Source organism: Winogradskyella sp. (genome assembly GCF_013213975.1).
Taxonomy (GTDB): domain Bacteria; phylum Bacteroidota; class Bacteroidia; order Flavobacteriales; family Flavobacteriaceae; genus Winogradskyella.
This window is the reverse complement of sequence record NZ_JABSST010000020.1, coordinates 1-25,092: the sequence shown is the minus strand read 5'-3', so window position 1 is coordinate 25,092 and position 25,092 is coordinate 1. Positions and strand designations below refer to the sequence as shown.

The window sequence follows — 25,092 nt, the reverse complement described above, 5'->3', positions numbered from 1 at the left end:
ACAGGGTCTATTATTTAGATCGTAATTTTAAGTTTTGAGCCTCTCTGTGCAATTACTTCTGCTTGGATTGCTTGTAACAAGACTTTACGCTACTTAAAGCCACGTTCTGCTTGTATATGCTCATAGGCTTCTTGCACTTGTCTGAACTTATCCTCAGCACCCGTCTGGTGTTCCTTACCTAAATGACCAACGCGATCTGGATGGTACTTTTTAGCCATTTTTCGATATGCCTTTTTAACGGCATCATCAGATGCATTTTTATCAACTTCTAAGATTTTATAAGCATTATTAGTCATGTCATAGAACATGGCCTTTATACTATCAAAATCCTTCCTACTAATGCCTAAATATCCAGACATTCTGTAAATTTCATTTACCTCAGATTCAGCAACATGCCCATCTGCTTTTGCTATTCCAAATAAAAAATGAAGCAATTGCAATCTAGAGGCGTGATCCATCATCTGTTTGATCTGTAAACATACTTGACGCATGGAGATATTTTGCTTAGTAATACGCTTAAACAATTCAAAAGCATGATTTGCACGATCTGCACCATACATATTTCTAAATTGTTGTCTTACAAAATCTAATTCACGTTGATCTTGCTTACCATCTGCTTTAATAATTATGGATGCCAAAATGAGTAAACTCACTTCAAAATCACCTGATTGTGTTTTAGGTTTTTGGTCCCTTCTCGTTTGTTTTGGTCGTTGACGATAAGGATCTCGTTTCTGCGATCTTCCTGTTTGTTGTTCACCGAGTAAAGGAGTACCATTCCCGGAAATATTGTCTACAAAACTACCTAAAGCAATACCAATTATAGCACCGATTGGCCCACCAAATGACCAACCTATTGCTCCTCCAATCCACTTTGCAAAACTCATATGTTAACTATAGTTTTTATGAATGCATAAATATACTATTAGTTAGTGTATTGACGATACTAATTGTTACACATTTGGTATCTTTGCATTATCAAATAATGATAATTAAATACAAAGAATATGTATCCAGCAGAATTAGTAAAACCAATGCGTGAAGATTTAACCAATGTCGGTTTTGAAGAATTACACACGACTGAAGCGGTTGATAATGCACTTGCTAAAGGAGGCACGACATTAGTTGTTGTGAATTCAGTTTGTGGTTGTGCAGCAGCCAACGCTAGACCAGGTGCTCGCATGAGTTTGCAAAATGAAAAACACCCAACTAATTTAGTCACGGTATTTGCAGGTGTAGACAAGGAAGCGACAGACAAAGCAAGAGAATATATGATTCCTTTCCCGCCAAGTTCGCCAAGTATGGCACTTTTTAAAGATGGAGAATTAGTACATATGTTAGAGCGTCACCATATAGAAGGTAGACCTGCAGAGTTAATTGCAGAAAACCTTATGGATGCTTACAATGAGCATTGTTAATATTCTAAAATTAACTTTAAAAAACCACGATTTACATCGTGGTTTTTTAATTTTATACCATGATTAAACTTATGGCTTATCCAATTACAGTGTTATACTTTATTTGCTTTGGTCTTACCATCATTATTTTCCATCCCATACAATGGTTTTGTAAAAATGTTTTTGGTTATCAAGCACATAAAATGAGTGTTGATTTGCTTCAGTTTTTCATTATGAGATCTCTTAATGTACTCGGTACAACCTTTTCTTTTACAAACCCTTATCAAATCGAAAAAGGTAAACCGTTAATAATCGTGGCCAATCATCAAAGCATGTACGATATTCCACCATTAATATGGTATTTACGTAAACATCATGTTAAGTTTATTAGTAAAAAAGAGTTGGGTAGAGGCATCCCAAGTGTTTCCTATAATTTAAGACACGGTGGTTCTGTATTGATTGACCGAAAGGATCCTATTGGTTCTATTAAAGCCATAGAAAATTTTGCCAAACGTATTTCTCAAAATAACTGGGCTGCTGTTATTTTTCCCGAAGGAACACGGAGTAGAGATGGAAATCCAAAACCTTTTAAAACCAAAGGCCTTTTAGCTATGATAAACCATACACCTGACGCTTTAATTGTACCGATTACGATCAATAATTCTTGGAAAACGTTAAGATATGGGAAATTCCCAATGGGACTGGGCTCAAAAATTACCTTCAGCGTTCATAAGCCCATGTCTATTAATCAACATGAAGATAAATTAGAGCTGATCCGTTTAGTTGAAGCTCAGGTAAAAAGTAGTATTGTATAATGAACGATACTGCGATAATAGATGCTACTATAGCTTTCGTAAAAAAAGAACTTGAGCATGCCGAAGGCGGTCATGACTGGTTTCACACCTTAAGAGTTTATAACACTACCCAACTCATTGCCAAATACGAAGATGTGGATATTATGGTAGTAAAGCTATCAGCGTTATTACATGATATTGCGGATTCTAAATTTCACAAAGGAGATGAATCTATTGGTCCTAAAATGGCACGTGAGTTCTTATTACTGCAAAATGTTGATAGTGCCATAATAGAGCATGTAAGTAAGATTATTGAAAATATATCTTTTAAAAATTCATTTGGTCTAAATACATCCTTCAGTTCTAAAGAAATGCTCGTTGTCCAAGATGCAGACAGACTAGATGCGATTGGAGCGATCGGTATAGCACGTTGCTTTAATTATGGTGGTTTTAAAAATCGACCACTTTACAACCCTGAGATTAAACCCAATCTCAAGATGACCAAAGCAGAATATAAAGCAGCTAACGCACCAACTATAAATCACTTCTACGAAAAGTTATTACTGTTAAAGGACCAAATGAACACTAAAACAGGAAAGAAACTAGCTATTGAAAGGCACCAATTTATGGAGCACTATCTCAAGCAATTTTACAGAGAATGGGAAGGGATGTTTAATTCTCTTTAGCTATTTCTAAAGCTGTTAATTTATATTCAATAACAGCCATTTCCTCACCATATTTAATCAACTCATCGGCTGTTATATTTGAAGCCGTATTTACCTTCCTGAGGATTCTATCTCCTTGCTCTGTATAATAATCAATGGCAACGTTAATTTTCTTATCCATAATTCTAGATTTTACTGAACCATTAGTTTTAATTCTTTCCTGTATTTTGAAGCACACTTACCCGTAAACTCCTTAAATAGTTTATTAAAATGAGAAAAATTATTGAAGCCACATTCAAAACTAATATCCGTGATACTCATCTGACTTTCAGATAATAGTTTTGTGGCGTGTACAACTCTGTATTCGTTAACTAACTTGGTAAATGTTTTACCTGTTACTTTTTTAAAATATCTACAAAATGCTGGAACCGTCATACTTACCTCTTCAGCTATTTCGTCCAAACTTATATGCTCCTTGAAGTTGTTATTTATATGCTTAAATATTTTATCAATCTTAGCACTATCCTGAGGTTCTGCTTCAAAGGTATAGCCATCTGCATTTAGTATTGTATAATCCCTAGCCTTGGCAAGTCCGTGCAAAATCTCCAGAAGCACTAGTATTTTTTTAAATCCTTCCTTCTCTGAGAGCTTTTCTATTCGTTTACCGAGTTTCTGTTTGGTCGGAATACCAAATAATATACCACTCTTAGCGCGCTCAAATAGACTTATAATTCTTTCCATCTCAGGAATATCAAAAAAGTGCTCCCCTAAAAAATCTGGTCTAAACTGCACAATAGTCTCAGTTCCATTAACGGTTAGTCTATCTGTAAATCCATTATGAGGAAGGTTAGAGCCTATTAACAACAACTGACTATTATTAAAATATGACAAATGATTGCCTATATGACGTTTGCCCTTTCCTTTATTTACATACACTAACTCGATTTCAGGATGAAAATGCCAATATGGCTTTTTCTCACCAATATCAGATTCGTGTTTAATCACTCTCATCGAGCTACCAAACTCTGGGCTTATTTTTTCTAATGTAGGTTTACGCGTTTTCATAGCATTGCGATTAACACAAAGTTAGTTCATAACAAAAAATGAAATCTATGTACAATTATCAAAAATATATTCTCTTTTAACCCTAAATAATTTTCAACACTTAATTTAGGTTAATTTTACACACAAATTAGCCAAATGGCTTGTTTTTTTGAGTCTAATTCTGGAATACATTTGTCATGTTAAATTGATTTAACCCCAAAACAGAAAAAAGATGAAAACAGTAATTAAAAGTATTTTAGTAGTAGCCGTGATGTTTGGAACATCCACAGCTTATGCAAGCGAAACTTTAGATAATACATTATATATAAAAACCATTAACAAAGGTGATAATATAGTGGTAAAAAGTTCTAAAGGTGACGTTATTTTCAAAGGTAGTGTTAACTACAACGGGAACTTAACTCAGTTACTAAACTTTAGCCAGTTAAGCGATGACACGTATACCATTGAAATTACAAGGGATTTTGAAATTGAAGTTATAGACCTAATTGTTAAAGATCGAGTTGTTGAACTCTTAATAGAGTCTCAAGAAAAAATCTATAAGCCTGTTTTGAGAACAAAGGAAAGTCAGCTTATTATTTCAAAAATTGCATTCGATACTAATGTAATGAGTGTTAAACTCTATTATTATGGAGAATTAATATTCTCTGAGAACGTTAAAGAAGAAGCAGAAATTTTGAGCAGAGTTTACCGATTAGATGAAACAAATCCTGGTAATTACAAAGCGGTCATTAAAACCAATGACAGGATTTACACTAAGAACTTTAGAATATAAATTTGTTGTTTATATATTAGTTAATTTAGTTAGGGATGGGCTTCTGCAAGCCCATCTTTGTTTTTTTAAAATAATTGAAGCTGTCCATCTTTATAAGTTTTATGTAAGCTAGCATTAAGTGTTGGTGTTTTTTATTTTTAAAATATTTTGATTTTGCCAAGGCTATTAAATCATTAATTTGTTTTGCAATTTGACCTTCTCCATGGATTCGTTTATCAAATCTACTATCATTTAAGATTCCGCTGTGGCAAGATGCTATTTGATACAACACCTTATTAGCAAAATCTGGAATGGGCTTTTTAATCCAATTTGTAATTATTTCTCTATTAGCACCGTTGGTCTAACAGTGGTGTGCACTATACTAAAGTGGCCTGCATCAAAAGCTGCTTGTGTCATAGACAAAATTTCATGACTATTTATTTAAGGAATACATAGATGCTAATAATACATTAGCAGGAATACTATTTTGGCCTAATTATTTAACCGCTTCAAGACGCTTTGTAATTGTTGCTGTTTGTGGTTCATGAATGCGTCTGGTCCCTATTTAACAATGTGATGAACGTATTAACGGCAATATGTTGCGCTTTTCTCAGTTTATTCAATGTACCCAAATCTCTTATTAGTAGTGCGCTTTTAGTAATAATCCCCACAAGATGCCTATACTTTACGAAGACCTATAAACACTGTCGTATTAATTGATAGCTTTGCTCAGCTGGTTGATAACAGTCCTTATTTCCAGACATTACTACAGCATGTGCTCTCCAACTTTCTCTTCTGATAAAATCTTCCAATAATTTTGGTGGAGTGTTCTTAATTAAAATTATTCGCTCAAAGTCTATTCCTATACTGTAACCCCAAAACTCATGGCTGTTTCTGGCGTAATAGTATACACCATCCATATTCACAACCTTGATAGCTATCCATTAAATATACCATTCCTAAATCTAGACTAGCTACTTTATTGACACTTGTCTTTGAAAAAACATCTAAATATTGAGTCTAATTAGAAGCTATGGATTCAACCTCTTTACGGCAATATTTAAGAAAATCAAATCGTCACTCGTGGGATAATTTAAAAAATCGATACCAACATTTTGTTGTGTACCAAGACCTTTTACTATCTTGTTTTATGCATACTCAAAGTTAATAGAATACATGAGTGATTCTAACTAGAATTTGTAGTTTTCAAAAAACTAACTCGTCAAAACCTCAACCGAGTTTTAAGACACTTTTTTTTGTAACTTGATATCATTCTAATCAATACTATCTTTTATTTATGGAACGTAGAAATTTTATAAAAAAAACAGCTGGTGCAACGGCAGCATTTACTATTGTACCTAGCTTTGTTTTAGGAAAATCTCATGTACCTCCAAGCGATACGCTTTATATTGCTTCCATTGGTGTTGGTGGTCGTGGTGGTGGTGTTGTAAAAGAGCTAACAGCCACTAAAAAAGTAAAGTTTGTTGCACTTTGTGATGTTGACGATAGAATGGCTGAAGCAAGCTATAAAATGCATCCTAACACCAAAAGATATAAAGACTTCAGAAAATTATACGATGTTCATATTAATGAGATTGATGCATTTTCGGTTGGAACTCCAGATCATACACATGCTATAATTTCGCTACCATTTATGCGTGCAAAAAAGCATGCTTATGTCGAAAAACCGTTGACACATAATATTCATGAAGCACGATTAATGGCAAAAATTGCTCAAGAAACCGGTATTGTTACTCAAATGGGTAATCAAGGAAGCTCGAGCAATGGCATTAGAGAGGCACAAGAGTGGATAGATTCTGGTATCATTGGCACAATAGAGAAAGTGGATTGTTGGACCAATAGACCTGTCTGGCCACAAGGTCTTAAAAATATCAATAAAGGCGAACCTGTTCCAGAAGGTTTAGATTGGGATTTATGGTTGGGACCTGCACAAGACCGTCCGTATCACTCAGCATATTTACCATTTAAATGGAGAGGTTGGTGGGACTTTGGTACAGGTGGTTTAGGCGATATGGGTTGTCATATTATGGAAACACCCTTTAGGACACTTGGTTTAGGTTACCCTTATGAAGCTGAAGCAAGTTGCACTACGGTTTGGGCTGGTGATTTTGTAGAAGCTAATTACAGTAAAGCCTGTCCTCCATCTTCTATAGTAAGATTAAAATTTGATACTGAGAAACACGGTAAAGTAGATTTGAATTGGTTCGATGGAGGAATTATGCCAGATTTACCAGACGAGCTTAAAGATGGAGAATTCATTGGTGATTGGAATGGTGGTAGTGTTTTTTATGGATCTAAAGGTATGTTAGTTACAGATTGTTATTCTAGGAACCCTCGTTTATTGCCATCTTCAACCATGAATTATTTCAAAAAACCTGAGCCAACGCTTCCCAGAATTAAAGATCAAAATCATGTGTTAAATTTTGTAGAGGGTTGCTTGGAAGGCATACCAACATCATCACCGTTTTCTTATGCAGGGCCTTTAACTGAATCGGTTTTAATGGGTAATTTAGCCATTAAATCCTTTCAATATAAAGTACTTAAAGAAGGTAAGAACGAAGGTGATTGGGCACCTTTTGACTATCCTGGTCGTCGTAAATTACTTTGGGATGGCAATGCTATGCGAGTTACCAATTATGAAAAAGCTAATGATTGGGTCACTCGAGATTATAGAAAAGGCTGGGAAGTGAAATAGTGATTTAGGGAGACTTGGTTAAAATATTACAAGTATTGATTAATATACTTGTTTTCAGTGACTTAAAAAGTTTTCAACTTTGTGAAAAATTGAGTCATGAAACCCAAATATATTATCATTTCTGTATTGAGTCCAATTATTCTCGTAATCTTAATACTCATAATCCCATTGTATTTACTTCATGGGGTAGTAGATCATAGAAAGATAGCTAGATAGACTTATTTCCCAGGAAAATCAGCCTTACGTTTTTCTAAAAATGCTGAAGTACCTTCTGTAAAATCTTCAGTCCCAAAGCATTTGCCAAATTGCTTTATTTCTGTTTTAAAACCGTCTTTGCCATCTTTATAATTGGCATTAACAGCTTTAATGGCTTTACCAATAGCTACAGAAGAATTTTTCATGATCTTGGCTGCAATACCCTGGCACAAAGAAAGTAGTTCTTCTTGTGAAACCACATGATTTACCAAACCATATGTTAGTGCTTGATTAGCATCGATCATTCCTGCTGTCATTATCATTTCCATTGCTCTGCCCTTACCAACAAGTTGTGGAAGGCGTTGCGTACCTCCATAACCAGGTATAACACCCAATGAGGTTTCTGGTAAACCCATTTTAGCATTAGTACTAGCCACTCTAAAATGACAAGACATTGCTAACTCTAAGCCTCCACCTAAAGCAAATCCATTAATTGCAGCAATAACTGGCGTGCTTAAATTCTCAACAAAATCAAACAACAACGCTTGACCTTTTGCCGCTAATTTGGCTCCTTCACCCATACTAAAGTCAGCAAACTCGCTTATATCAGCACCTGCAACAAAAGCTTTTTCACCACTACCAGTAATAATAATAACCTTCGTGTCTTTACTAGCGTCAGCTTCAGCAAATGCATCATGTAATTCCTGAATAGTCGCTCTATTTAATGCATTCAATTTTTTTGGTCTATTGATAGTTATTACCGTTTTGCCATCTTGATATTCTGAAAGTATGTTCTCGTAAGCCATGTGAATTTGTTTGATTAATAAACCCTAAGATTTGACTAGTAATTAGATTATTTCCTTGGGAAAGCGACGGTAAATATTGTGCCTTCTCCATATTGCGATGTAAAGGTAATACTTCCATCGTAAGTTTCTACAATGTTTTTAACCATTGCCAATCCTAAGCCCATACCACTTGATTTTGTGGTGAATTTAGGTTCAAATATTTTCGATTTTGTTTCCTCTGTTATACCAGTTCCATTATCTTCAACAGTAATTTTCACCAAATCGCCATCTGCAAATACTTTAACTTCGATCTTAGGATTATCTCTATCTAGTGGAATAGCTTGAATACCGTTTTTAACAAGATTAGTAACTACTCTAATCAACTGCGTACGATCAAATTTAGCAATGATTTCCGCTTCGTCAGCTTCAAAAGAAATATAGTGCTCATTAAAAATATCAAGGGCTAATTTTACAATATAAACTACATCTAGTTCTTCACTCTTTTGTGCAGGCATCTTTGCAAAATTTGAAAATGCCGAAGCAATAGAACTCATAGTGTCTATTTGTTGAATCAAAGTATTACTATACTCCTGAACTTTCTGATGAATATTTTCATCTTTGGGATCAAATTTTCGCTGAAAGCTTTGTACACTTAAACGCATTGGTGTAAGTGGATTTTTAATTTCATGAGCAACTTGTTTGGCCATTTCTCTCCATGCTTGCTCACGCTCACTAGTCGCTAATTTTACGGCACTAGCTTCCAACTCATCAATCATACTATTATATGAATTTACAAGTGTTTCGATTTCTTCACTAGAGGATGCTATATCTATCTTTTTATTGCGCTTCTCTAATCGAATTTCATTTAATTTATCACTTATAGTCTTTAAGGACTTTGTAATGTATTTTGAAATAAAATAAGCAAATACAATAGCAGCTAAAATCATAGCGATATAAGCAAAACCTAATCGCAATAAGAACTCATTGCGCTCTTCTTTAAAGAAATCGTCGTTCTCTAAATAGGGTAAGTTTAAAATGGCTAAATTTTTGAATTGACCATCAGTGATATAAGAATATGAGGATTGAAAATTTTGACCATTTTCTTGGTTTTTAAATACAAATCGATGATCTAATGTCCCTGCTAGTTGGTTTAAAACTTCGGCATCTAAACATCGTTCGGTCGTATCGCTCTGAATGGTTCGCTTAGAACTAATTAACAGTTGTCCTTCCATATCATAGAGATTGATTTGAAGGCTATGAATAGCATCAATATCAAAAATCTCTTTCTTAAAAATTAACGGGATGTTTTCTGTATTTACAGGATAGGTCGTTTCCTTTATTGCAAAGTCAATACTTCGTCTTATAGCACGTTCTTTGCGCTCTAAACGTTCGGTGTGATAGTCTTTTGCCTCTTCATTATACTGATAAATAGTAACAGCCGCAATTAAAATAGAAGCCAGTAATACCAAAAGTATCATGGCTATAAATATTCTAGCTCTTAACGACAGTTGTTTTATTTTCATTAGCTCAGTAATTCACTAAATATAGCAATAATCAAGCCAATTAGGCCTCTGGATTTTTAGATCTGATTTTTTTGTAAAGTCTAAAGCCTAGCATTAACAAGATTCCTAAAACTATAATACCTATAACCCCAAATATCCAATTAATTGAACTCTTGAGAATCACCAAGAAAACCACTGCAAATAAAATAAATGTAGCGCCCTCGTTCCAAATGCGCATGTAGTTAGAAGAGACTTTTACAATATCATTTTGGAGTTGTTTGTAATAGATATGAGTCTTATAATGATACAGAAAAAGCAATACAACAAAGGCCAATTTTACATGCATCCATCCTTGTTCTAGCCATGAAGGGGCCAAAATGAGAAGCCAAATAGCAAAAAGTGTTGCTAAAATTGCCGAAGGCCAAGTAATAATAAACCACAACCGCTTAGCCATTAGTTTTAGCTGCTTCCCCAAAATTTCCTTATCTGGAGAAGGTTTGTGAAATGCTTCAATCTGATATACAAACAACCTTGGTATATAAAACAATCCTGCAAACCATGTGATAACAAAAATAAGATGTAGGGATTTTATATAATTATATTCCATTAATCCTCAACGAATAAGTAATTCAATTTTTTTGCATTAAATGCGGTGTTAAAGGCCCTCACCTCATCTTTTAATATGGTATTAAAAGCTGTTAGTTGCTTTTCAATTTTAGCCGTTAACTCATTCTTTACTGCAACATCTTGATCGGTCGGCGCAAAATCTCCCATACGAACTAATGAATTTAAATGTCCTAGTTTATTAGTTAATCGGATTGGAAAATTTAACGGGTCTTGTCCACTTCTATTTTTAGTTTGGTATAATTGCTTTTCAATATTAGAAAGCTGCTCTTGTAGTTCTTTCGCTTTTTCAACCAGCTCTTTCACGTTCTTATCGTCCTTATATTGCTTTTGAAACGCACCTAATTGACTATTGATATTTCTAATCTTTTTAATGGATTTATGGGCTTCATCCATAGTTTTATTAACGCTTTCAATAAAGTCAAACTGCTTTTGCATATCAGCCAAAGTACTTTCTGCTCTAGGATCTGCAAGAATCGTAAACATTTGCGATTGCTCTTGGTCATTTACCTTAAGACTAACTTTGTATTGTCCTGGTGTGGCTCTCGGCCCCTCTAAACTCGCCCACCATAAAATCATGCCTTTTAAGCGTTCAGCACCATCATAAGTCATATTCCAAACAAACTGATTAGCCCCATTCTTAACGGTCAACTTGTTTTTCTTACTCTTGTTAGAAAAGGTTTTGATGGTATCGCCTTTAGTGTCAAAATAAGTTAAGGACACCTTATCATCGTCTTTTAAATCTTTGAGATTAAAGTATGTGATAACACCATTTGGGTGATTGATTCCTGCTGTTTTGCTTCCCTTAAAACTTCCACCTCGCATACGGTAAGTGTCTTTAGGTTTAAACAACATATGTTTGCTTAAATCTGCATCATACAATTGATGAATAACTGATAAGTCGTCTATCATCCATAAACTTCTACCTTGAGTGGCAACAATTAAGTTGTTATCCTTAATGGTTAAATCAGTTATTGGAACTACTGGCAAATTCAACTGAAATGGTTTCCAATTATTACCATCATTAAAGGAAATGTACATTCCTGTTTCTGTACCCGCATAAAGCAACCCTTTGCGTTTTGGATCTTCTCGTAAAACTCTTGTAAAATGTTCTCCATTTATACCATTGGTAATCTTTTTCCAAGATTTACCATAGTCTGTGGTTTTATAGAGATAAGGAGTAAAATCACCGGTTTTATATTTAGTGCCAGCCACATAACAAGTGCCTTCATCAAAGGCACTAGGTTCAATACTATTAATCATCATCCATTCTGGCATTCCTTTTGGTGTGATATTGTCCCAAGTTTTACCACCATCTTGGGTAATATGAATTAGACCATCATCACTTCCAACCCAAAGTAAACCTTCCTTAAGTGGAGATTCCTGAGCTGCAAAAATGGTACAGTAATACTCTACTGAAGTATTATCTTGTGTAATCGGACCACCAGAAGATTTTAATTTTTCAGGATCACTTCGCGTTAAATCTGGACTTATTATATCCCAGGACTGCCCCTCATTTTCGGTAACATGGACATGCTGTGAAAAAGTATATAATCGATTTGGATTATGCTTTGAAAATATGATTGGGAAATTCCATTGAAAACGATACTTCATGCCCTCTGCGCCATGACCCATTGGGTTATCTGGCCAAACATTAATCGCCCTTACGGTTCCTGTCTTATGATTTACGCGCGTGAGGTAACCGTCATAACTACCACCGTACACAATATCATTATCTTCTGGATCAACAGCGATATGCGCGGATTCACCACCAGCTGTAGATTCCCAATCGTCTTCAGATATAGAATAGCTATCTGTGCGATGCGGAATTCTAATCGTAGAATTATCTTGTTGGGCTACATATATTCGATATGGAAAAGTATTATCTGTGGTCACACGATAGAACTGCGATGTCGGTTGATTATGATAGGTACTCCATGTTTCACCACCATCAAAAGTAACTTGTGCACCACCATCATCACCAATAATCATACGATGTGGATCCTCAGGAGCAATCCATAAATCATGGTGGTCTCCATGAGGAGCATTATAGGTACTGAATGTTTTGCCACCATCAGTACTTTTGTGATAACGTACGTTTAATACATATACCTTATCAACATCTTCAGTATCTGCATAAACTCTTGTGTAATACCATGCACGCTGACGCAATTTACGCTCAGAATTTACTTGAGACCAAGTTTCTCCTCCATCCTCACTTCGATACAAGCCACCTTTATCTTTATTTTCTACCATGGCCCAAACCCGTTGGTTATTTACAGGTGATACTGTAACACCAATTATCCCTAAAATGCCATCAGGAAATCCTTTTTTGGTGGAAATTTCAGTCCAAGTTTCACCACTATCTGTACTTTTCCATAAGGCCGAGCCTTCACCACCAGAACTTAAACTGTAAGGTGTACGACGCACACGCCATGTCGAAGCATATAAAATTCTAGGATTAGTTGGATCTATAATTAAATCAACAACACCAGCATGCTCATTAGCGAATAAGGTTTTTATCCAGGTTTTACCACCATCAGTACTTTTATAGACACCGCGCTCTTGCGTTGGTTTATAAATATTTCCCATGACTCCAGCATAAACAATATTGTGATCTGTTGGATGAATAGCGATTCTCGGCACATGTCTTGAATTCTTTAATCCCGAAGATATCCAGGTTTTACCAGCATCCTCACTTTTCCAAATACCATATCCCGAAGACACATTTCCTCGTACTGTCTTCTCACCGCCACCAACGTACAATATATTTGGATCGCTTTTTGAGACTGCTATCGATCCAATACTTCCACCAAAATAACCATCAGATATATTTTCCCACTCGCGTCCTCCATTTGTTGTCTTCCATATACCACCTCCCGCAGCACCGAAGTAATACAAATTAGGCTGATTTGGCACACCTGTTACTGCAGCACTTCGACCTCCTCTAAAAGGTCCTAAAAGTCTATATTCTAAGGCATCGTAATCAGGTTCTTGGAAATTTTGAGCTTGAAGATTAAGCGTAAATAATGACAATAATAAAACTGAGAAAATGGTTAGGAATTTCATTTTTTTTTAATTGTTAATTGTACAATTCTAAAATTACGGATTAAATATTAGTTGTTCTCCTTTGGTAACAAATTTAACTTCACCTCTCTATGAAGAAAATATACAGTGACCAATGTGGCCAAAACATCTGATATTGGAAAAGCCATCCATACACCCAATTCTCCATAAAACTTAGGCAAAATCAGTATTAGAGGAACAAAGAAAAAGCCCTGTCGCGCGAGCGTTAACAACAAGGCTGGAATCGCTTTTCCTATAGCCTGAAAATAGGCAGCACCAATAAGTTGAATACCAATTATAGGTGTTGCTGCAAACACCCATCGCATTGCAGAAGGTGTCTCTTCTAATACATTTGGGTCTTGTGTAAACAACCTTGTAATAGCATCTGGAAATATCATTAAAAATATAAATACTACTGCTGCTAGTAAAATACCGTATTTAATAGCTGTGGTTATAGTTTCCCTGACGCGTTTATAGTGTTCTGCCCCATAATTAAAGCCTGCGATAGGCAAGAAACCTTGCGTAATACCATATACAGGAAACAAGGCAAACATAAGCATTCTTGCTACAATGGCATAAGCAGTTACTGAGGTCTCACCACCAAGGTCAAATAGTATATTATTCATTAATAGGTAAGTAACGCTTATAATGGCTTGCCTTACAAGGGTTACAAACCCAAGAGAACCAATTTCTTTAACGATCGGTAAGTCTAGTCCAAAATTTTTAAAATTAATTTTTAGCTCGGAATTTTTAGACAAGAAAAACCATAGAATAAATAGAAAACAAAGTATGTAAGATCCTGTAGTAGCCCAAGCAGCACCTGCCATACCAAAGTCAAAAATCTTTATAAATAAAATATCTAAAAGTAGGTTACCCACAGAAGGAAACATCATAGCATACATGGCAAACTTTGGTTTGCCTTCTGCTCGAATCACGGTGTTACCCATCATACAAAGCGCTAGGATAGGAACCCCATAAAGAACAATACGATAATAGATTTTAGCCGGACTAAAAATCTCTCCTTTACCACCAAAAGCAGGAATGAGATCATTGATATACCACAACCCAAAGAAAACAAAAACAGTAGTGATTATTACCGTCAAGGTAATCTGATTTCCAAAGGTCTTGCCAGCTTTAAGTTGATTATTAGCACCCAAGGCACGAGAAATAATTGAGGAGCCACCGACACCAATTGCCATACCTAAAGCAGCAATAAAAAACGATACAGGCAGTACAACATTAATCGCTGCGATTGCTGTTGGCCCAATCCAATTCCCTACAAATATTGTATCTACAAGTATATTTAGAGACATTACCAAAATACCGATAGATGCAGGTACGGCTTGTTTTATGAGTAATTCCCCAATTGGCTGAGTGCCTAGATCTGTTGAAGATACCTTAGCCATTTACACGGCTACTGTTTCATCCAAAGCGGCCCATTCTTCAATCATATTAGCTAAAACTTGAGCAAAATCGTCACGTTCATTTAAACATGGAATCACAGTAAATTCCTTACCGCCTACTTCGTGGAAAATTTCTTCCCCTTCCATTGCTATTTCCTCTAAGGTTTCTAAACAATCACTTACAAATGCTGGGGTAACAATAGCCATTTTCTTAGTGCCTTCTTTACCCATACGTTCAATGGTTCGATCGGTATAAGGCTTTAACCATGGATCAAAACCTAATCGGGATTGGAAGGTTGTAGAATAGGTGTCGTTCTTAAGCCCTAATTTTTTAGCGACATTTACAGTGGTAATTTCACATTGATGGCGATAGCAGAATTCATGCTGCTTACTACCCATTTTAAAGCAACATTTACCATTCATTTTACAATTTCCATTAGTAATATCACTTTTACGAATATGACGCTCAGGTACACCATGATAACTGAACAGTATGTGTTCATAATCTAATCCTTCTAGCCGTTCTGCTATGCTATTAGACAGCACATTGATATAATCTTCTCGATTATAGAATGCTGGTGTTTTCGTAATAGTAACTTGTGGAAAATACTCAGCAACAATATCGTCTACTTTTACATCAATAGTTTCTGTAGTTGCCATTGCAAATTGAGGATATAATGGGATAGTTTTAATCGCTGTACATCCCTTATCTACCAATTCTTGAATGCCATTTTTAAGCGTCATACTTCCATAACGCATAGCTAAGGCCACAGGGTAATTGACTTTAGCCTGTACCTTTTCTTGCAAACGCTCAGATAGCACTATTAATGGTGACCCTTGTTCCCACCATATCTTTTTATACGCTTTGGCAGATGCTTTTGGTCTGGTATTTAAAATAATTCCTTTTACAAGAATTGTCCTTGCCCACGTCGGAAGATCTATGACGCGTTCATCCATTAAAAACTCATCGAGATATTTTTTAACGTCCTTAGGCTCTGGACTATCTGGTGATCCTAAATTTACTAGTAATATTCCTTTTTTCATCATTCAATTTTTCAAAAACAAAAATACAACACAAATGGCAATGAGTACTAATTATAACTATTGGTTTTATTTATATCATCATCGTTTGGAATATCTAATAATTTAGTTTTAGAAAGCGTTTTACATTTTGGCTAGGGCTGTTTTAGGTATTTAAACATCGTTATAAGTCATAATCATTGACAACAGGTAAAAAAATCTTATACTTTTCGTGTTAAACATATCAATAACTTGTTTTTTATTGCGTAAAAACCAAAGCCTTCTTTGGGAAATTACTGATAACGGTTTAAAAGAGCCATCTTACCACTAAGCACAATGCATGTAAGTAAAATAGTAGCCTTTAGGTTAGACGATGTCTTTTATAAAGCGCTTAACGAAAGTGAATGCATTGCTCTAGACTCTGATCCATCAACGTGGCCAAGACTTAATTATGGTAGGATGCATGGTGAGAATAGTTTTTTCAATAATTACAGAAGCGAGTTTTACACCAACCTGTTTAAATTAACGCATCCTGAGAAAATGGCAGTTCGTGCTTCAGTACGCATGGACACCGGTACTGTGAATACCTATTTATATCGAAAGAATAATGCTTCTGATAATTTTGAAGAAGAAACCTATCTTGATATGTCTATTTTTCAGGCAGGAAAGAAAAGTGGAAAACCAATTTATAGACTAGAAGATTTAGCAGAATCGCGTTACATAACTACAAAAGTAGCTTACAATGCAAATAAAAAAGATATAGATCCATGGCTGCAAAAGGTCTACGCTAAAGAAAACCCTTATTTAATCCAAGAGAATTTACATCGTGACCATAGTTTAGATCTAATTAGATTGCATAAGTGCAGGAGCAAACACTGAATTCTACAGAGAAAATACACTCTTTATTAGAAATGAAAACATGGTGAGTTCATTGGCGGAGTTAATACCTAAAAATCTGTTTTTACAGGTATTGGAGCAGCCCATTTATCAGTTGAAAAGGGAATGATAAAAATGCTTCGTCAACGAGGTTACACCGTTAAAGCTTTAACCTCAGAACAAACAGATTACAGCAAAACAGAAAAAATTAACCTAAAAAGCCTCTTTGTTAATCCTGAACTTAAAATGAATGCCACACCAGATGGATTCATTAAAATAAACTCTTACGATGTCCTAAGAGAATTTGCCTTTGCTGGTCAAAAATATTACCTCGATCCAGATATGACCAATGGTGTATATCCAACGGTTGTCAGGATTAGTCGTTTTATCTATTAACCTAACGAAAAGGATAATACGACTCTAGAGGATACTCCTGGAGATATCATTAAAAAGAAAGAATTAACCTCATCTTTTCCAAAAATTAAGTATTGTTAACAAAAAAGAGGAATTTCAGAAATATCATATTTACCAAACTCCACTTAAAATTATCATTATAAAATTTGCTGGTCGCAGCGAAGCGATTTTGTTTTTCTTTAATTACCGTAATCAAAGCTTAATTATTTTTAACGAAATCGACATTGGCCATAATCTGATTATTTACAACCATGGTTACAAAAACACTTATAGTATTTGGTAATCTTACAAAATTATTTTGTGCTTTAAAATGTATAGAAAACAGAAAAATGGTTGAAGCTATGACAAATCTATTTTAAAGAATATTTTCATTTTTTTTATTAAAATTAAACAATGATAATTCGCTTATAAAGCAGCTTGAATATATTTCTTAGGGGTGGTCCCAAATTTCTTTTTGAAGGCTGCAATGAAATGACTAGAGGTGCTGTACCCAACCTTTAGCCCCACTTCATTAACGTTATGTTCTCCGGATTCCAAAAGTTTTCTGGCCACCTCCATCTTATAGTCAAATAAAAATCCATAAACGGTATCGCCATATATCTGTTTAAATCCTTCTTTTAATTTCTTGAGGCTTAGATCGATTTGCTCAGACAACTCTTGTAAAGTTGGTGGTTCTGCCATATTAGCAATAATAATATCTTTGGCTTTCTTAAGTTTGGCTACATTAACCTCATCGACTAAAAAAGGACATTGTTCAATATCAGCATCCTCACTTCGATTAAAATATAAGCTTAAAAGTTCGTAAACTTTACCCTTAAAGTAAAGTGACTTAATAGAACTGTTTAGGTTAAAACTAATGAGCTGATTTAGGACTACAGCCATGGATGGATTTATCTTTCCATCTGTATAATACTTCTTGTTTTTATTCTCGTCAGATAAAAAGGTGACATAATTAGCATCTTGAGAAAACAAACCGTGGAACTTCTTAATCGAGATAACAAATGAAACCAACCAAGAATGCGGTTGCAACTCTAAATGTATTGGTAAATCGCGTTGAGGATTATAAAGTAATAACGAGGTGTCACCAATAATATTTAAGGTATAATTTCCTTGATTAAAGACAAAGGCAGCAGAACCTTTTGTGCAAAAATGAAACTGAATAAATGTACTATCAATATCACGTTCAAGGATCTGAACTGTATTCTCATCGTTCTTGTAGGTTAACACAAAAAAGCCATCTTCAATAAATGTTTCAGCAAAAGTTCCTCTAGCGACACTTTTTTGACCAGAATTTTTCAAATTCATTTTATTATTATTTAGATTCATTCTAAACAAAAGGTGAAAAACCCCTCATTATTACTGTAAAAGTATGACAAATATCATTTTATTTTAAAAAACTAAGCAAAAAAACCAGAAACGATACTTTGAGTTCTTCTAGCGTTATTTTTTTTTAATTAACAGAATTACTTTTGTTCTGCTTTTAAGAAAGAATTTTTCAGGAAAAAGTAACAAGTAATTGTTATATAAGCGAATGCAACAGAAAAAGCAGACATCCTTTTATGCCATAGGACTCAGCTACAAAAAAGCTGATGCCGAAGTGCGTGGTCATTTTAGTTTAAGCGATCATGCAAAACAAACCGTTTTAGATCAAGCAAAAGCTAACGGTATTGAAAGTCTTGTGTTAATATCTACATGTAACCGAACCGAACTCTACGGTTTTGCCGAACATCCTTATCAATTAATTCACCTGCTTTGTGAAAATACTAAAGGTACTGTTGAAGAATTTCAAGAGGTTGCTTACCTTTATAAAGGTAAAGAAGCTATTCGCCACATGTTTAGGGTAGGCTCTGGATTAGACAGTCAAATCTTGGGGGATTTTGAAATTATTAGCCAATTGAAATTTGCCGCTCGAGCTTCAAAAAAACAAGGCTTATTAAATTCTTTCTCTGAACGTCTTGTAAATTCTGTAATCCAAGCAAGTAAGCGTATTAAAACAGAAACAGAACTTTCATCTGGTGCGACGTCTGTATCGTTTGCTTCGGTACATTATATCATGAACAACATTCAGGATATATCAGATAAAAACATTTTACTTTTTGGGACAGGAAAAATTGGCCGTAATACCTGCGAAAATTTGGTTAAGCATACTCAAAACTCACACATCACTTTAATTAATAGAACTAAAAACAAAGCCGAAGAAGTGGCGGGTAAGTTCAACCTCATTGTTAAGGACTACGAAGAGTTAGAGCAAGAAATAAATCATTCTGATATTGTTGTTGTTGCTACTGGAGCACAAAACCCAACCGTATATAAATCTTTAATTTCTACTAATAAACCCTTATTAATTTTAGATTTATCTATTCCAAAAAATGTAAACGAAGATGTGACTGAGCTTAACAATGTTACTCTGGTTCATCTTGACGACCTCGCGAGAATCACCGATGACAACATAGAAAAACGCAGGGCTTTCATTCCTTCTGCTGAAGCTATTATTGATGAAATCATGTCTGAATTTAACGCATGGCTAGATACACTTAAATTTGTACCTACCATTCAGGCTATAAAGCATAAACTGACAGATTTGAAGAACTCTGAATTAAATACGCAACGTAAAAAGATTGCTGATTTTAATGAGGACCAAGCCGAATTGATTACCAATAATTTCATTCAGAAAATTACAAATCAGTTTGCGCATCACCTCCGAGAAGATAGCAACTCATCAGATGAGAGCATTGCACTTATAAAAAAAATCTTTCAGCTAGAAACTACCAATAATGTCTAGAGTAATTCGCATTGGTACGCGCGATAGTCAGTTAGCACTATGGCAGGCCAAGACCGTCCAATCTCAGCTTGAGAATTTGGGACATAAAACAACCTTAGTACCTCTAAAATCTACGGGCGATATTGTATTAGACAAACCGCTTTACGAACTTGGCATTACTGGGATTTTTACCAAAACCTTAGACATTGCAATGCTTAATGAAGATATTGACATTGCCGTGCACTCATTAAAAGACGTGCCTACTATTCTTCCAAAAGGCATCGTACAAACCGCAGTTTTAAAACGTGGCAATGTTAATGATACACTCGTTTTTAAAAATAACGAAGAATTTTTATCAGCACGAGATGCTGTAATTGCAACAGGAAGTCTTAGACGACGGGCACAGTGGCTCAATCGTTACCCAACACATACTGTGGTAGGGATACGAGGAAATGTAAATTCTAGACTTCAAAAATTAGAAGATAATGCCAACTGGAACGCTGCCATCTTCGCTGCCGCTGGTATTGGTCGCTTAAGTATAAGACCGGAAAATGCTATTAATTTACACTGGATGATTCCAGCACCTGCACAAGGAGCTATAATGATTACCGCTTTAGAAAGCGACGAAGAAGTAAGAGCAATCTGCGCAAAAATAAATCATGACGAAACTGAAATTTGCACCTCTATTGAACGTGAGTTTTTAAATAGACTCGAAGGTGGATGTACAGCACCTATTGGCGCACTAGCATTTATTAAGAACGAAGAGGTTAATTTTAAAGGTGTCCTTCTCAGCAAAGATGGAACTAAAAAGATTGAAATTGCCAAAGTAGTACCTTTAGGAAAGCATGATGATCTGGCTAAATTCTGTGCTGACTATGTTATTGGTAAAGGCGGTAAAACCTTAATAGACCAGCTTCAACGCAGTGATAAAGCAACCAATATCTACTCTACAAAAAAACTTACTGACGATCAGGTCATGTTGTTTCATAATGCTGTTGTTTCAGAAAGTAACGATGCTATTAAAATTAGTTTAAATCGTATTTCAAAGAGCGTCATTAGAAATGAAATTGAAAACGTCATTATCACAAGCAAAAATGCAGTTGAAGCATTGCTTACTAACTTTTCGGCGCCTGAATTGCAATTCAAAAACATATATTGTGTTGGTCGACGCACCAAGCGTATGGTTGAAAAGCGAATTGGAAAAGTGACCCATACAGAGGCCAATGCGACGAGACTTGCAGATTATTTAGTAGAACACCTTAATGGTAATGAGATTACTTATTTCTGTAGTGATTTACGCTTAGACTATTTACCAGATACGCTTAAAAAACAAAATATTAAGGTCAATGAAATAGAGGCTTACCAAACCAAATATGATGCTGATAAAATTGATGGTGATTTAGATGGAGTTATGTTTTATAGTCCTTCTACAGTGGATAGTTTTATTAAGCAAAATAAAGCAAAAGGTATTGCTTTTTGTATTGGTGAGACCACAGCAAAAACAGCAAAAAACTACTTTCAAGACGTTCGAATCGCAAAAGTACCTACAGTTGAAAGTGTTATAGAATTGGTGAATATGCACTACGTGCAATAGCAATTAGCTATTAGTTTTTAGCTATTTGAAAAATATAAAATGAGAAATTTTAGACAACTTGAAATTTGTAAAAATGGCATCGAAATTGTCAAACAAGTCTACATTCTTTCTCAACATTTACCTTCAGAGGAAAAATTTGGCTTAAGAAGTCAATTAACCAGAGCTGTTGTTTCAATTCCTTCAAATATTGCTGAGGGATGCAGTAGAAACAGCGAAGTTGAATTTAAGCGCTTCTTAGAGATTGCTATGGGTTCGCTGTTTGAAGTTGAAACTCAATTAACTATTTCGCAAGAATTAAATTTTTTCTCTGAAAAGGATTTAAAAAATATTTTTGAAATTCTGAACAAGGAGGCAAAAATGATAAACAGTTTAATCAATAAAATAAAACACAGCTAAAGGCCAAAAGCCAAAAGCTAATATCCAATATGATTAAAAACGATTTATTCTTAAGAGCGTTAAAAGGAGAGACTGTTGACAGACCTCCAGTTTGGATGATGCGTCAAGCAGGACGATATCTGCCTGAATTCATGGAGATAAAGGCTAAATATGATTTCTTTACACGGTGCCAAACCCCTGAGTTGGCGAGCGAAATAACGGTACAGCCAATTCGTCGTTACGGAATGGATGCAGCCATTTTATTCTCAGACATTTTGGTGATTCCGCAAGCAATGAATATTGAGGTTGAAATGAAACCTAATTTTGGTCCGTATTTACCAAATCCTGTTCGTTCTCAAAAGGATGTTGATAATGTCATTACTCCAGACGTTACTCAGGCGCTTAGTTATGTTTATGAAGCTATTAAAGCCACTAAGGAAAAACTTAATGATGAAATTCCACTCATAGGATTTGCTGGTTCTCCTTGGACAATTTTATGCTATTGTGTACAAGGCCAAGGCTCCAAAAACTTTGATAAAGCCAAAGAATTTTGTTTTACAAATCCAGTTGCAGCACATGGATTATTGCAAAAAATTACTGATACTACAATAGCCTATCTCAAAGAAAAGGTTAAGGCTGGTTGTAATGCTGTACAGGTTTTTGATTCTTGGGGAGGCATGTTATCACCAGTGGATTACCAAGAGTTTTCGTGGCAATATATACAGCAAATTATAGATGCATTAAAGGACGATGCACCAGTTATTGCTTTTGGAAAAGGATGCTGGTTCGCATTAGGTGAAATGGCTAAATCAGGGGCTTCTGCTTTAGGAGTAGACTGGACATGTTCTGCCAGAAATGCACGTTATTTAACAGGAGGCCATATAACATTACAAGGTAATTTTGACCCAACACGTTTATTTTCACCACCATCTGAAATTAAAAAAATGGTGCACCAGATGATTAACGACTTCGGAAAAGATAAATACATCGTAAATTTAGGCCATGGTATTTTACCTAATATTCCTTTAGATCATGCCAAGGCATTTATTGATGCGGTTAAGGAATATAATACTTAAGAAAGTAACAGATTTTATATTTAAGCGTCTCTTTTAATAGAACTATCGATTAATTAAAAAAGAAGAAATGATTAAAGATATTATTAGAGGATTACAAGTATATTCAGGAGCTTACGGTTTAATTTCAAAGCTGAAGTTATGGAGGTATTTTGTGATTCCAGTAATTATCAGTATTGTTGTTTTTGCCTTAATATTTATAACAGCCTATACCTTGTCCGATAATTTGGGAGAATGGATTGCAGGCATTTGGGTTTGGGATTCAGGTAAAGATACATTTACTGCAATTTCAACTTTTATTGCTGGCTTTGTGCTTTTTGCAATAGGTTTAATATCCTATAAGCACATCATCATGGCCTTGTCTTCGCCATTCATGAGTCCAGTTTCCGAAAAAATTGAAGCCTATTTTACCGGTAAACCTGCACAGAATTATATCAAAACAAATTTCACCAAACAGTTAGTTCGCGGTATAAGAATAGGGTTAAGAAATTTATTGAAAGAATTGACCTTAACCATTCCGATATTACTTCTAAAGTTTATTCCTGTAATTAATATTTTTTCAACGGTGTTGCTATTCTTAGTTCAAGCGTACTATGCTGGTTTCGCAAATATGGATTACACACTAGAACGTCATTTTAAATACAGGGAAAGTGTTGCTTTTATTCGTCAAAATAGAGGATTGGCAATAGGAAATGGTATAGGCTTTTTATTGTTATTACTGATTCCAGTAGTTGGTATTATACTCGTATTACCCTTGAGTGTAACCTCAGCTTCGGTAATTGCCGTAGACTTACTTTTTGATGACGACGAAGAAATTGGTTTTGAACCCTTTGATAAAATTGAACTAAATTAATGATTGGATTTGACGGTTTTGAAATTAATCCTATTCATGCTAGAGATGCCTTGAAAATATGGGATTTATGCATAGTAAATGCCGATCGCTTTAAACGTTATTTCCCAAAAACACTCGAACAGAATTTAACACCTACATTATCCGAACTATTTGTTCAGAAAAAAATAAAGCAATTTCAATCTAAAACCGAGTTTCTTTTTACCTTAAAAGAAACGGAAACTCGAAAACTAGCAGGTCTTATTTATATCAAAGAACTCGATTGGGATAAAAATCAAGGTGAGTTTGCATATTGTATTGGATATAGGTTTAAAGGTAAAGGGTTAATGATAAAAGCCATAGACAACCTGTCTAAATATGCCTTTGATCATTTAGGTTTAGAAACATTGCAAATTATAGTGCACAAAGACAATATTAGTAGTGTTAAGGTTGCAACAAATACAAACTTTGAATGGCAAAAAACGAGCATTAATGAATATACACCACCTGGTGAGCAGCCACTTGATATGGAGGTGTACGAACTTTATAAATAATACGATTTGAAAGATAAATTTTTCAATTACATACACGAATTACAGGATGCGATTACTTCCAAACTAGAAGCTATAGATGGTAAAGCTATGTTTCAGGAAGATATTTGGAAACGACCTGAAGGTGGTGGTGGAAGAACACGTGTTATTGAAAACGGCAATGTTTTTGAGAAGGGCGGAGTCAATATCTCAGGGGTTCATGGTAAGTTACCAGAAAGTATGCAAAACTACTTTGGTGTTAAGGATGCCAATTTCTTTGCTTGTGGATTAAGTTTAGTGTTACACCCTAAAAATCCGATGGTGCCAACTGTACATGCCAATTGGCGTTATTTTGAAATGTATAATAACGCTGGTCAGATCGTAGATCAGTGGTTTGGTGGTGGACAAGATTTAACCCCTTACTATTTGTTTGATGAGGACGCTACACATTTTCATAGGGTTTGTAAATCAGCTTGCGATAAACACCAATCGGATTTTTACCCAAAATATAAAGCACGATGTGATGAGTATTTTTACAATTCACATAGAAAAGAAGCGCGTGGTATTGGCGGATTATTTTTTGATTATTGCAAAAAAACAGAAGCTATGAGTATGCAAAACTGGTACGACTTTGTAACAGAAGTTGGTGACAGTTTTCTT

General features: G+C 35.0%; 25 protein-coding genes. 14 read left to right on the top strand and 11 right to left on the bottom strand.

All coding sequences use genetic code 11. The features are described 5' to 3' along the window. Positions 1–89: 89 nt before the first annotated feature. Positions 90–884 (bottom strand): molecular chaperone DjiA, encoded by a 795-nt coding sequence (locus HRU49_RS04330; RefSeq protein ID WP_296354525.1) that lies wholly within the window; start codon positions 882–884, stop codon positions 90–92. 120 nt (positions 885–1,004) lie between these two features. Between HRU49_RS04330 and HRU49_RS04325 the strand changes: the two genes are divergently transcribed. Genes HRU49_RS04325 through HRU49_RS04315 form a run of 3 tightly spaced genes read left to right on the top strand, consistent with a single transcriptional unit; the run spans position 1,005 to position 2,874 of the window. Beyond that, the gene (locus HRU49_RS04325; RefSeq protein WP_296354523.1) at positions 1,005–1,415 is read left to right on the top strand and encodes a BrxA/BrxB family bacilliredoxin; all 411 of its coding nucleotides are present in this window, start codon (positions 1,005–1,007) and stop codon (positions 1,413–1,415) included. Positions 1,416–1,474: 59 nt separating this feature from the next. Then, positions 1,475–2,209, top strand: coding sequence for a lysophospholipid acyltransferase family protein (locus HRU49_RS04320; RefSeq protein ID WP_296354521.1), 735 nt, complete (start codon positions 1,475–1,477; stop codon positions 2,207–2,209). Continuing rightward, positions 2,209–2,874, top strand: a complete 666-nt coding sequence (locus HRU49_RS04315) for an HD domain-containing protein (protein ID WP_296354519.1) — start codon at positions 2,209–2,211, stop codon at positions 2,872–2,874. The genes HRU49_RS04320 and HRU49_RS04315 overlap by 1 nt, the downstream gene beginning before the upstream one ends. On the opposite strand, the gene HRU49_RS04310 is transcribed toward HRU49_RS04315, so the two are convergent. Together HRU49_RS04310 and HRU49_RS04305 are read right to left on the bottom strand one after the other, a co-directional pair. Continuing rightward, complete coding sequence (locus HRU49_RS04310; protein WP_296354517.1) at positions 2,861–3,034, bottom strand: hypothetical protein; 174 nt, start codon at positions 3,032–3,034, stop codon at positions 2,861–2,863. The genes HRU49_RS04315 and HRU49_RS04310 overlap by 14 nt on opposite strands. A gap of 11 nt (positions 3,035–3,045) precedes the next feature. Then, complete coding sequence (locus HRU49_RS04305) at positions 3,046–3,918, bottom strand: AraC family transcriptional regulator (RefSeq protein ID WP_296354515.1); 873 nt, start codon at positions 3,916–3,918, stop codon at positions 3,046–3,048. Between the two features lie 211 nt (positions 3,919–4,129). On the opposite strand from HRU49_RS04305, the gene HRU49_RS04300 reads away from it, so the two are divergent. Further along, positions 4,130–4,690, top strand: a complete 561-nt coding sequence (locus HRU49_RS04300) for a hypothetical protein (protein ID WP_296354513.1) — start codon at positions 4,130–4,132, stop codon at positions 4,688–4,690. Between the two features lie 674 nt (positions 4,691–5,364). On the opposite strand, the gene HRU49_RS14660 is transcribed toward HRU49_RS04300, so the two are convergent. Continuing rightward, positions 5,365–5,589: a hypothetical protein gene (locus tag HRU49_RS14660; RefSeq protein WP_363146264.1), complete on the bottom strand. Its 225-nt coding sequence runs from the start codon at positions 5,587–5,589 to the stop codon at positions 5,365–5,367. 377 nt (positions 5,590–5,966) lie between these two features. Here HRU49_RS14660 and HRU49_RS04290 point away from each other — a divergent pair, with 377 nt between their 5' ends. Next, positions 5,967–7,385 (top strand): Gfo/Idh/MocA family oxidoreductase, encoded by a 1,419-nt coding sequence (locus tag HRU49_RS04290; protein ID WP_296354511.1) that lies wholly within the window; start codon positions 5,967–5,969, stop codon positions 7,383–7,385. Positions 7,386–7,603: 218 nt separating this feature from the next. Here the strand turns inward: HRU49_RS04290 and HRU49_RS04285 are convergent, their stop codons facing one another. From HRU49_RS04285 to hemH, 6 genes are read right to left on the bottom strand one after another with little or no spacing between them, the layout of a single operon-like run. Further along, positions 7,604–8,386, bottom strand: a complete 783-nt coding sequence (locus HRU49_RS04285) for an enoyl-CoA hydratase-related protein (RefSeq protein WP_296354509.1) — start codon at positions 8,384–8,386, stop codon at positions 7,604–7,606. A gap of 47 nt (positions 8,387–8,433) precedes the next feature. Continuing rightward, complete coding sequence (locus HRU49_RS04280) at positions 8,434–9,888, bottom strand: ATP-binding protein (protein ID WP_296354508.1); 1,455 nt, start codon at positions 9,886–9,888, stop codon at positions 8,434–8,436. A 40-nt stretch (positions 9,889–9,928) separates the two neighbouring features. After that, positions 9,929–10,474: a CopD family protein gene (locus tag HRU49_RS04275; protein WP_296354506.1), complete on the bottom strand. Its 546-nt coding sequence runs from the start codon at positions 10,472–10,474 to the stop codon at positions 9,929–9,931. Then, positions 10,474–13,560 (bottom strand): glycosyl hydrolase, encoded by a 3,087-nt coding sequence (locus HRU49_RS04270; RefSeq protein ID WP_296354504.1) that lies wholly within the window; start codon positions 13,558–13,560, stop codon positions 10,474–10,476. Before HRU49_RS04270 ends, HRU49_RS04275 begins: the two co-directional genes overlap by 1 nt. Positions 13,561–13,607: 47 nt before the next feature. Further along, entirely contained in the window at positions 13,608–14,963 is a 1,356-nt protein-coding gene (locus tag HRU49_RS04265) for an MATE family efflux transporter (RefSeq protein ID WP_296354499.1), read from the bottom strand. Continuing rightward, the gene (gene hemH / locus HRU49_RS04260; protein WP_296354494.1) at positions 14,964–16,004 is read right to left on the bottom strand and encodes a ferrochelatase; all 1,041 of its coding nucleotides are present in this window, start codon (positions 16,002–16,004) and stop codon (positions 14,964–14,966) included. It abuts the gene before it with no gap. 312 nt (positions 16,005–16,316) lie between these two features. On the opposite strand from hemH, the gene HRU49_RS04255 reads away from it, so the two are divergent. Next, positions 16,317–16,859: a hypothetical protein gene (locus tag HRU49_RS04255; RefSeq protein WP_296354492.1), complete on the top strand. Its 543-nt coding sequence runs from the start codon at positions 16,317–16,319 to the stop codon at positions 16,857–16,859. A gap of 132 nt (positions 16,860–16,991) precedes the next feature. Then, the gene (locus HRU49_RS04250) at positions 16,992–17,252 is read left to right on the top strand and encodes a hypothetical protein (protein WP_296354490.1); all 261 of its coding nucleotides are present in this window, start codon (positions 16,992–16,994) and stop codon (positions 17,250–17,252) included. A 423-nt stretch (positions 17,253–17,675) separates the two neighbouring features. Here the strand turns inward: HRU49_RS04250 and HRU49_RS04245 are convergent, their stop codons facing one another. After that, positions 17,676–18,575, bottom strand: a complete 900-nt coding sequence (locus HRU49_RS04245; RefSeq protein ID WP_296354489.1) for an AraC family transcriptional regulator — start codon at positions 18,573–18,575, stop codon at positions 17,676–17,678. Positions 18,576–18,801: 226 nt separating this feature from the next. On the opposite strand from HRU49_RS04245, the gene hemA reads away from it, so the two are divergent. The 7 genes from hemA to HRU49_RS04210 form a co-directional block, all read left to right on the top strand. Continuing rightward, the gene (hemA, locus tag HRU49_RS04240; RefSeq protein ID WP_296354487.1) at positions 18,802–20,052 is read left to right on the top strand and encodes a glutamyl-tRNA reductase; all 1,251 of its coding nucleotides are present in this window, start codon (positions 18,802–18,804) and stop codon (positions 20,050–20,052) included. After that, entirely contained in the window at positions 20,045–21,625 is a 1,581-nt protein-coding gene (gene hemC / locus HRU49_RS04235) for a hydroxymethylbilane synthase (protein WP_296354484.1), read from the top strand. The genes hemA and hemC overlap by 8 nt, the downstream gene beginning before the upstream one ends. Before the next feature lie 39 nt (positions 21,626–21,664). Next, entirely contained in the window at positions 21,665–22,021 is a 357-nt protein-coding gene (locus tag HRU49_RS04230; protein WP_296354482.1) for a four helix bundle protein, read from the top strand. 29 nt (positions 22,022–22,050) lie between these two features. After that, positions 22,051–23,076, top strand: coding sequence for a uroporphyrinogen decarboxylase (gene hemE, locus HRU49_RS04225; RefSeq protein ID WP_296354480.1), 1,026 nt, complete (start codon positions 22,051–22,053; stop codon positions 23,074–23,076). Positions 23,077–23,143: 67 nt separating this feature from the next. Next, a complete protein-coding gene (locus HRU49_RS04220) occupies positions 23,144–23,926 on the top strand; it encodes an EI24 domain-containing protein (protein ID WP_296354478.1) in 783 nt (260 codons plus the stop codon). Next, positions 23,926–24,456 carry a GNAT family protein gene (locus HRU49_RS04215; protein ID WP_296354477.1) on the top strand — a complete coding sequence of 177 codons (531 nt, stop codon included), beginning with the start codon at positions 23,926–23,928 and terminating at the stop codon, positions 24,454–24,456. The genes HRU49_RS04220 and HRU49_RS04215 overlap by 1 nt, the downstream gene beginning before the upstream one ends. 6 nt (positions 24,457–24,462) lie before the next feature. Continuing rightward, on the top strand, positions 24,463–25,092 hold a 630-nt coding region (locus tag HRU49_RS04210; RefSeq protein WP_296354475.1), incomplete at its 3' end, for a coproporphyrinogen III oxidase.

Coding starts and splice junctions, on each gene's coding strand:
- hemA (WP_296354487.1), top strand. CDS start 18,802: ATGCAACAGAAAAAGCAGACATCCTTTTATGCCATAGGACTCAGCTAC.
- HRU49_RS04285 (WP_296354509.1), bottom strand. CDS start 8,386: ATGGCTTACGAGAACATACTTTCAGAATATCAAGATGGCAAAACGGTA.
- hemC (WP_296354484.1), top strand. CDS start 20,045: ATGTCTAGAGTAATTCGCATTGGTACGCGCGATAGTCAGTTAGCACTA.
- HRU49_RS04290 (WP_296354511.1), top strand. CDS start 5,967: ATGGAACGTAGAAATTTTATAAAAAAAACAGCTGGTGCAACGGCAGCA.
- HRU49_RS04245 (WP_296354489.1), bottom strand. CDS start 18,575: ATGAATTTGAAAAATTCTGGTCAAAAAAGTGTCGCTAGAGGAACTTTT.
- HRU49_RS04270 (WP_296354504.1), bottom strand. CDS start 13,560: ATGAAATTCCTAACCATTTTCTCAGTTTTATTATTGTCATTATTTACG.
- HRU49_RS04250 (WP_296354490.1), top strand. CDS start 16,992: ATGCTTCGTCAACGAGGTTACACCGTTAAAGCTTTAACCTCAGAACAA.
- hemH (WP_296354494.1), bottom strand. CDS start 16,004: ATGAAAAAAGGAATATTACTAGTAAATTTAGGATCACCAGATAGTCCA.
- HRU49_RS04320 (WP_296354521.1), top strand. CDS start 1,475: ATGATTAAACTTATGGCTTATCCAATTACAGTGTTATACTTTATTTGC.
- HRU49_RS04330 (WP_296354525.1), bottom strand. CDS start 884: ATGAGTTTTGCAAAGTGGATTGGAGGAGCAATAGGTTGGTCATTTGGT.
- HRU49_RS04310 (WP_296354517.1), bottom strand. CDS start 3,034: ATGGATAAGAAAATTAACGTTGCCATTGATTATTATACAGAGCAAGGA.
- HRU49_RS14660 (WP_363146264.1), bottom strand. CDS start 5,589: ATGGATGGTGTATACTATTACGCCAGAAACAGCCATGAGTTTTGGGGT.
- HRU49_RS04275 (WP_296354506.1), bottom strand. CDS start 10,474: ATGGAATATAATTATATAAAATCCCTACATCTTATTTTTGTTATCACA.
- hemE (WP_296354480.1), top strand. CDS start 22,051: ATGATTAAAAACGATTTATTCTTAAGAGCGTTAAAAGGAGAGACTGTT.
- HRU49_RS04325 (WP_296354523.1), top strand. CDS start 1,005: ATGTATCCAGCAGAATTAGTAAAACCAATGCGTGAAGATTTAACCAAT.
- HRU49_RS04230 (WP_296354482.1), top strand. CDS start 21,665: ATGAGAAATTTTAGACAACTTGAAATTTGTAAAAATGGCATCGAAATT.
- HRU49_RS04215 (WP_296354477.1), top strand. CDS start 23,926: ATGATTGGATTTGACGGTTTTGAAATTAATCCTATTCATGCTAGAGAT.
- HRU49_RS04280 (WP_296354508.1), bottom strand. CDS start 9,888: ATGAAAATAAAACAACTGTCGTTAAGAGCTAGAATATTTATAGCCATG.
- HRU49_RS04305 (WP_296354515.1), bottom strand. CDS start 3,918: ATGAAAACGCGTAAACCTACATTAGAAAAAATAAGCCCAGAGTTTGGT.
- HRU49_RS04265 (WP_296354499.1), bottom strand. CDS start 14,963: ATGGCTAAGGTATCTTCAACAGATCTAGGCACTCAGCCAATTGGGGAA.
- HRU49_RS04220 (WP_296354478.1), top strand. CDS start 23,144: ATGATTAAAGATATTATTAGAGGATTACAAGTATATTCAGGAGCTTAC.
- HRU49_RS04300 (WP_296354513.1), top strand. CDS start 4,130: ATGAAAACAGTAATTAAAAGTATTTTAGTAGTAGCCGTGATGTTTGGA.
- HRU49_RS04315 (WP_296354519.1), top strand. CDS start 2,209: ATGAACGATACTGCGATAATAGATGCTACTATAGCTTTCGTAAAAAAA.
- HRU49_RS04255 (WP_296354492.1), top strand. CDS start 16,317: ATGCATGTAAGTAAAATAGTAGCCTTTAGGTTAGACGATGTCTTTTAT.